Origin of the sequence: Candidatus Ruminimicrobium bovinum (assembly GCF_902760015.1) — a bacterium.
Classification (GTDB): domain Bacteria; phylum Elusimicrobiota; class Endomicrobiia; order Endomicrobiales; family Endomicrobiaceae; genus Ruminimicrobium; species Ruminimicrobium bovinum.
Genome location: NZ_CACWEU010000238.1, coordinates 1 through 8,158, shown reverse-complemented (window position 1 = coordinate 8,158; position 8,158 = coordinate 1). Strand labels below are relative to the sequence as shown.

8 protein-coding genes and 2 tRNA genes are annotated in these 8,158 nt (G+C 35.6%); all 10 read left to right on the top strand.

Annotated elements, in window-relative coordinates; translation table 11 throughout:
* The coding region (gene ilvB, locus ACMUOV_RS08055; protein WP_413854618.1) for a biosynthetic-type acetolactate synthase large subunit at nt 1-1,411 on the top strand (1,411 nt) is incomplete at its 5' end.
* 228 nt (nt 1,412-1,639) lie between these two features.
* Entirely contained in the window at nt 1,640-2,134 is a 495-nt protein-coding gene (gene ilvN, locus ACMUOV_RS08050) for an acetolactate synthase small subunit (RefSeq protein ID WP_413854617.1), read from the top strand.
* A gap of 135 nt (nt 2,135-2,269) precedes the next feature.
* The gene (gene ilvC / locus ACMUOV_RS08045) at nt 2,270-3,286 is read left to right on the top strand and encodes a ketol-acid reductoisomerase (protein ID WP_413854616.1); all 1,017 of its coding nucleotides are present in this window, start codon (nt 2,270-2,272) and stop codon (nt 3,284-3,286) included.
* 101 nt (nt 3,287-3,387) lie between these two features.
* The gene (gene ilvD / locus ACMUOV_RS08040) at nt 3,388-5,058 is read left to right on the top strand and encodes a dihydroxy-acid dehydratase (RefSeq protein WP_413854615.1); all 1,671 of its coding nucleotides are present in this window, start codon (nt 3,388-3,390) and stop codon (nt 5,056-5,058) included.
* A gap of 110 nt (nt 5,059-5,168) precedes the next feature.
* Nucleotides 5,169-5,459, top strand: coding sequence for a hypothetical protein (locus tag ACMUOV_RS08035; protein ID WP_413854614.1), 291 nt, complete (start codon nt 5,169-5,171; stop codon nt 5,457-5,459).
* A complete protein-coding gene (locus tag ACMUOV_RS08030; protein ID WP_413854613.1) occupies nt 5,452-5,733 on the top strand; it encodes a YtxH domain-containing protein in 282 nt (93 codons plus the stop codon). The genes ACMUOV_RS08035 and ACMUOV_RS08030 overlap by 8 nt, the downstream gene beginning before the upstream one ends.
* Nucleotides 5,734-5,744: 11 nt before the next feature.
* Nucleotides 5,745-5,820 (top strand) — tRNA-Phe (locus ACMUOV_RS08025).
* Between the two features lie 13 nt (nt 5,821-5,833).
* Nucleotides 5,834-5,922 (top strand) — tRNA-Leu (locus tag ACMUOV_RS08020).
* A gap of 192 nt (nt 5,923-6,114) precedes the next feature.
* Nucleotides 6,115-7,902 carry a translation elongation factor 4 gene (gene lepA, locus ACMUOV_RS08015; RefSeq protein ID WP_413854612.1) on the top strand — a complete coding sequence of 596 codons (1,788 nt, stop codon included), beginning with the start codon at nt 6,115-6,117 and terminating at the stop codon, nt 7,900-7,902.
* 70 nt (nt 7,903-7,972) lie between these two features.
* Nucleotides 7,973-8,158: glycine--tRNA ligase subunit alpha (locus tag ACMUOV_RS08010; protein ID WP_413854611.1), on the top strand; the 186-nt coding region annotated here is incomplete at its 3' end.

The window sequence follows — 8,158 nt, the reverse complement described above, 5'->3', positions numbered from 1 at the left end:
TTCCATACCTATGGTGGCAATTACCGGAAATGTTCCTACTTCTTTAATAGGTAAAGACAGTTTTCAGGAAATAAATATTACGGGTGTAACTTTACCGATAACAAAACATAATTATTTTGTCAGTAAAATAGAAGAACTTGCCGATACAATAAGAGAAGCATTTAAAATTGCAAAATCAGGCAGACCGGGTCCTGTATTAATAGATATTCCAAAAGATGTTCAGGTTGCGGAATATGATTTTGAATTTAAGGGAACAGTTGAAAGTTATAAGCAGAAAAAAACATCGGATAAACAAATAGAAACGGCAATAGAACTTATCGATAAAGCTCAAAAACCTTATATTTATATAGGCGGTGGTGTAATAACAGCCGGTATAAGTAAAGAAGTAAAAAAACTTGCGGAAAAAATTGACGGCTATATAGGTTGCACTTTTATGGGACTTTCCGCAATAGAAAATTCATATCAAAGGTTTCTCGGTATGCAGGGTATGCACGGACAATATGAATCTTCAATGGCAAATAAAGAGGCGGACCTTGTAATAGGAATTGGTGTCAGGTTTAGTGACAGGGCAACGGGAAATGTTAAAAAATATTCAAAGAATGCAAAAATTATACAACTTGATATCGACTCTTCCGAAATAAATAAAAATATTAAAGCCGATGCGGGTATTGCAGGTGATATAAAATATACAATTTCAAAAATATTGCAAAAATGCAAGAAACAAAAACATCATCAATGGGAAAAACTTATAACCGATTTGAAAATTAAAAGTAAAGAAATTTCTAAAAAAATAAATGTTGTTAAAAGTAATAAAATTAGACCTAAACAGATTTTTGATATAATAAATAAAATTAAAAATAAAAATACTGTCATTGCCACCGATGTCGGGCAACATCAAATGTGGGCTGCGCAATGGACAAAATTTGAATTTCCGAGAAAATTTGTATCAAGCGGCGGGCTTGGTACAATGGGGTTCGGTTTAGGCGCTGCAATAGGTGCTTGTATCGGTGATAAAAATAAAACAATTTTAATTACCGGTGACGGCAGTTTCGGTATGAATTTAAATGAACTTGCAACGGCTGTCAGTTACAAAATTCCGGTAATAATAGTTGTTATAAATAACGGTGTTTTGGGTATGGTTCGTCAATGGCAAACGTTGTTTTACGGGAAAAGATATTCAAATACCGTTCTTGCAAGAAAAACGGATTTTGTTAAACTTGCGGATGCTTTCGGGCTTAAAGGGGAACGAGTAACAACTGCAGAACAATTTGAAAATGCTTTAAAAAAAGCATTTAAAACAAATTTTCCTTACATTATTGATACCGTAATTGATATGGATGAATTTGTGCTTCCCATGCTTCCGCCGGGAGGTTCGATAGAAGATATTATTACGGAAAAACAAAAGATTTGAAGTATAGAGGGAAAGAGGTATAGAGGTATAACGACGAAAATTGCCAAAAGGCAATTTTGAGGTTGATGGAAGAATAGAAGTATAGAAGGCTAACGACAATGAAAATAAAATTGTCTTTGCGAACGAATGTAAAACAATCTATGTCGTTAAGTTGTTTGTAGTTTCTATACATCTTTACATCCATACATCCATACATCAGAATTTGCGTAGCAAATTTTTGGGGGTAAAATGAAACGTTTTGTAATTGCCGCTTTAGTAGAAAACAAATACGGTGTTTTAACAAGAGTTGCAGGTCTTTTTATGAGAAGAGGTTTTAATATAGATTCTTTAACCGTAGGTGAAACGGAAAACTCTCAACTTTCAAGAATAACGGTTACGCTTCGCGGAGACGAATATGATAAAGACCAACTTATAAATCAATTAAGAAAATTACAAAATGTTAAAAACGTTAAGCATATTGACGACAAACAAAGTATTGAAAGAGAACTTGTTCTTATAAAAATTAAAAATTCACCGAAAAATCGCAGTGAAATTTTAGCGGTAACCGAAATTTACAGGGCAAAAATAGTTAATTACAGTTTGAAAACAATATGCGTTGCAATGACCGGAAAACCGTCTAAAATAAATGCTTTTATTGAAATTGTTCGTCCGCTCGGTATTGTTGAACTTTGCAGAACAGGTGTTGTTGCACTTGAAAGAAATAAAGCTATTTATGATGTATAATAACGTCAGCTGAAGAGCTGAAAAGCTGAGGAGCTGAGAGTTTAACGACAAACTGTAACGGTAAGGTTATAGGATTATGGGATGAACGATAATTTGTAACAAAACAGTAAAATATATATAAAAGAGGAGAAAAAAATGCAAAACATTTATTATCAAAAAGATTGTAATTTGGCAAAACTTAAAGGAAAAACCGTTGCTATTATCGGTTACGGTTCGCAAGGTCATGCACATGCACTTAATTTAAAAGAATCGGGTATAGATGTTATAGTCGGGCTTTATAAGGGTTCTAAAAGCTGGCAAAAAGCGGAAAAACAAGGTTTAAAAGTTTATACTGCAGATGAAGCTGCAAAAAAAGCAGACGTCATAATGATACTTATTAACGACGAAAAACAGGCAAAATTATATAAAGAAAGTATTGAGCCAAACCTTAAAGAAGGCAAAACAATAGCTTTTGCACACGGTTTTAATATTCATTTCGGTTGTATAAAACCGCCTAAAAACGTTAATGTTATAATGATTGCACCCAAAGGTCCGGGGCATACCGTAAGAAGCGAATATTTGGCAGGTAAAGGTGTTCCGTGTTTGGTTGCTGTTGAACAAAATGCTACGGGTGATGCACTTGAAATTGCACTTGCTTATGCACTCGGTATAGGCGGAGCAAGGGCAGGTGTTATTGAAACAACTTTCCGTATTGAAACCGAAACCGATTTGTTCGGTGAACAGGCAGTTTTATGCGGCGGAGTTTGTGCGTTAATGCAGGCAGGTTTTGAAACTTTGGTAGAAGCAGGTTATGACCCCAGGAATGCTTATTTCGAATGTATTCACGAAATGAAATTGATTGTGGATTTAATATATCAAAGCGGTTTTGAAGGTATGAGATATTCAATTTCAAATACCGCGGAATACGGCGATTACACAACAGGGCCTAAAATAATTACCGAAGAAACCAAAAAGACAATGAAAAAAATTCTTAAAGATATTCAAGACGGAACATTTGCAAAAGCATTTTTACTTGATATGTCGGAAGCCGGCGGACAAGTTCATTTTAATGCAATGAGAAAACTTGCCGCAGAACACCCCAGCGAAAAAGTAGGTAAAGAAATAAGAAAACTTTACAGCTGGAGCGACGAAGATAAATTGATAAACAATTAAAATTCTTTGAATTTTAATTGTTGCTGATAGGATGATAAGCCGAGAAGCTTAAAAGTTATAATGACTCAGCTAAAATTTGCATAGCAAATTTTGGAGGTAAAATGGTTAAAGATAAAATTGTAGAGGGCTCGCATAATGCACCGCACAGAAGCTTATATCATGCTTTGGGAATAACAAAAGAAGAACAGGCAAAACCTTTTATAGGTATTGTAAGTTCTTATAATGAAATTGTTCCCGGACACATGAATATAGATAAAATAGTTGAAGCCGTAAAACTCGGTGTAGCAGCAGCGGGCGGAACACCGATAGTGTTTCCGGCAATTGCCGTTTGTGACGGTATTGCAATGGGACATAATGGTATGAAATACTCCCTTATTACCCGTGATATGATAGCAGATTCTACCGAGGCTATGGTATTGGCACACGGTTTTGACGGGCTTGTTATGGTTCCAAATTGTGATAAAAATGTTCCCGGTTTGCTTATGGCAGCCGCAAGGGTAAATATCCCTGCAATTTTTGTCAGCGGCGGTCCGATGCTTGCCGGTAAAGTAAACGGTAAAAAAACAAGTCTTTCCGGAATGTTTGAAGCGGTTGGTGCTTTTAAAGCAGGTAAAATTAGTGAAAAAGAACTTCAAAATTATGAAGAAAAAACTTGTCCGACATGCGGTTCTTGTTCGGGAATGTACACGGCAAATTCAATGAACTGTTTGACCGAAGTTTTAGGTATGGGACTTAAAGGTAACGGAACAATCCCTGCGGTATATTCGGCAAGAATAGAACTTGCAAAACATGCAGGTATGCAGATAATGGAACTTGTTAAGAAAAACATTCGTCCTCGTGATATTATGACAAAATCCGCAATAAAAAATGCTTTAACGGCAGACATGGCACTGGGTTGTTCAACAAACAGTATGTTACATCTTCCCGCAATTGCAAACGAATGCGGAGTGGAATTTAATTTGGATATGGCAAACGAAATAAGTCAAAAAACACCTAACCTTTGTCATTTGGCTCCGGCAGGTCACACATATATGGAAGATTTAAATGAAGCCGGCGGAGTATATGCCGTTTTAAAAGAGTTAACAAAACTTAATTTAATAGATACATCCGTTATGACTTGTACAGGTAAAACATTGGGTGAAAACATTGAAAATGCCGTAAATTCTAACACGGAAATTATAAGAACCGTAAATAATCCTTACAGTAAAACGGGCGGAATTGCTGTTCTTAAAGGAAATCTTGCACCAGACGGTTGTGTAGTTAAAAGAAGTGCGGTAGCACCCGAGATGTTAAAACATGAAGGACCTGCAAAAGTTTATGACAGTGAAGAAGAAGCTATAGCTGCAATTTATGCAGGTAAAATAGTTAAAGGTGATGTTGTGGTTATAAGGTATGAAGGTCCCGCAGGCGGTCCCGGTATGCGTGAAATGTTAAGCCCGACATCCGCAATCGCGGGTATGGGGTTAGACAAAGATGTTGCACTTATCACCGACGGCAGATTTTCCGGTGCTACAAGAGGAGCATCTCTCGGACATGTTTCTCCCGAGGCGGCTTCCGGCGGTTTAATTGCTTATGTTAAAGACGGAGATATTATTTCAATAAATATTCCCGAATATAAAATAGAATTAAAAGTTTCGGATGAAGAAATTAAAAAAAGAAAACAGACAATGCAAATAAAAAAGAAAACGGGTATCGGCGGTTGTTTGGCAAGGTATGCCGCACAGGTAAGTTCTGCAGACAAAGGTGCAATAATAAATAAATTTTTGCGTTAGCAAAAAATTGTTTGAGGACAACTGATTGGCTTTAAACCATAAGATAAAAATTTTGCTTTGCAAATTTTTTTGTTGCAAAAAAAAATTTTTTTTAATATAATAATTAAATTATGAATATAGTAATTATTGTTTGTTTAATTTTAGTTACGATATCCATTGTAGTTGCGACGGTGTTTTTGGTTATAACGCTCGTGCAGCTTTTGCAAACCGTGAAAAAAGCGGATAAAATTTTAAATGAAGTTGATAACGATATTGAAACTGTTAGGTCTTTTTATCAAAGTGTAGTGACCGTCGGGAATTTAATTCCTTCAAAAACTTTGCAGGTATTGTTAAATATTATTCCGAAGTTTAAAGGTTTGGTTTGTAAAAAAAACAAAAATTCGGAGGAAAATAATGGATAACAAAGATTCTTTAGGTTTGTTTTTGGCAGGTGCAATTATAGGTGCTGCAATAGGTATTTTGTTTGCGCCTAAAGCCGGTAAAGAAACAAGAGAAGATTTAAAAGAACTAAGTGACGATATAGCCGAAAAGATAAGAGAAAAAGGTAAAGTTGTTGTAGAAGAAAACAAAGGTAAAGTAGCGGAAGCTGTTCAAAAAATAAAAAATGCCGTAAAGTCCAAAAAAGAAACGACCGAAGAAGTTGAAGATTTGGATGACGAATTGATAGAAGAATAGTTTTGGGTGGTGCTGAGGTAGCTCAGTCGGTAGAGCAAAGGTCTGAAAAACCTTGTGTCGGCAGTTCGATTCTGCCCCTCAGCACCATGTTCTTTATAAAGCCGAGGTGGTGGAATTGGCAGACACGTGAGACTCAAAATCTCAAGTTACTCCGGTGACGTGCGGGTTCAAGTCCCGCCCTCGGCACCAATGACGGTTTATTAATTAGGTTATATGGCTATAAGTTTTAATTTATAAAAAAGCAGAAATTTAAAAAATTTCTGCTTTTTCTTATTGTTGTGCTTTTTGCTCTACAATCTTATATCCCGATAACCTAAATAAATTTGCTTTGTAAAATTCTTAATTGATATAATATATGAATATTTATTTTAAGGAAACAAAATGAACAATATAAGAAATTTTTGCATAATAGCACATATTGACCACGGAAAAAGCACGCTTGCCGACAGACTTTTGGAATATACCGGAACAATTTCAAAAAGAGAAATGAAAGATCAAATTCTCGACGGTATGGAACTTGAAAGAGAAAGAGGTATTACGATAAAAGCCAAAGCCGTCAGAATGCAGTATAAAGATAAAGACGGCAAAGAATATATTTTAAACCTCGTGGATACTCCCGGTCATGTTGATTTTACTTATGAAGTATCCCGTGCACTTGAAGCATGCGAAGGGGCACTGCTTGTTATAGATGCATCGCAAGGTGTTGAAGCGCAAACGCTTGCAAATACAATGCTTGCAAAAAATGCAAACCTCAAAATAATTCCCGTAATAAATAAAATAGATTTGCCTACCGCCGACGTAGATTCTGCTTATGAACAGATGAAGGAAGGTCTTGGAGTTGACGGTGAACCTATACTTGCAAGTGCAAAAGAAGGTATAGGAATAAATGAAATTGTAGATTCCGTTATTGCAAATATACCCGCACCGAAAGGTAAAAAAGAAGAGCCGTTATCGGCATTGATATTTGATTCTTTTTACGATTCTTATAAAGGTGTTGTTATTATTATAAGAGTTTTTGACGGAACAATAAAAAAAGGAATGAAAGTAACTTTTATGGCTTCAGGTGCACAATATGAAGTGCTTGAAGTAGGATATATGAAAATAAAACCGGTTGAATCGGACGGGCTTTCGGCAGGTGAAGTAGGTTTTGTTGTTGCGGGTATAAAAACAATACAGGATGTAAAAATAGGTGATACTATTACCGAAACCGCACGTCCTACAACACATCCGCATGCAGGTTATAAAGAAGTTAATCCTTTTGTGTTTGCAGGGCTTTACCCGTATAGCACATCCGACTACGACAGTTTAAAAGTTGCACTTGAAAAATTACAATTATCCGATGCTTCACTGACATATATTCCGGAAACTTCCGTTGCTTTAGGTTTCGGCTACAGGTGCGGCTTTTTGGGACATTTACATTTGGAAATTGTTCGTGAAAGATTAGAGAGAGAATTCGGACTTAACCTTTTGGTTACCGCACCCAATGTTATATATAAAATAAAAACAAAAAATCAGATGATAACGATAGATAATCCCGCAAAATTTCCCAACAATGCCGAAATTCAGGAAATTTGGGAACCTTATGTTTTGGCAACAATAGTATCCCCGACGGAATATCTCGGTTCTTTGATGGATTTGTGCCAAAAGAAAAGAGGCAAACAGATTGATATGAAATATGTCAATATGAAAATAGCAATATTGAAATATGAAATACCGTTGGCCGAAATTATAGTCGGTTTTTACGATGCATTGAAATCCGTTTCAAAAGGTTATGCCTCATTTGATTATGAACATATAACACCGCAACTCGGTGATTTGGTAAAACTTGAAATACTTGTTAACGGTGAAGTCGTTGATGCGTTTTCGGTTATAGTTCATAAAGATAAAGCACAAACAGCGGCACATTTTTTAACGGAAAAATTAAGAGGAATTATACCGCGCCACATGTTTGAAATACCTATACAGGCAAGAATAAACAATAAAATTATAGCAAGGGAAACAATTTCCGCCATGAGAAAAGATGTTCTTGCAAAATGTTACGGCGGTGATATAACAAGAAAAAGAAAGCTTCTTGAAAAACAAAAAGAAGGAAAAAAGAAAATGAGACAATTCGGTAAAGTTGAACTTCCGCCGGAAGCTTTTGTGGCAGTTTTACAAATAGATAAATAATTAAAATATTAAATACAAAATGATATAATAAAAAGGTTATAAGTAAATATTTGCTTAACAGAGGAATAAAATGAATTTTCAAGAAATTATTATGAAGCTTCATAAATATTGGTCTAAAGAGGGATGTTTAATATGGCAACCTTACGATTTGGAAAAAGGAGCGGGAACTTTTAACCCTGCAACATTTTTAAGATGTTTGGGACCTAACCCGTGGAAAGTTGCTTATGTTGAACCTTCAAGAAGACCTACCGACGGA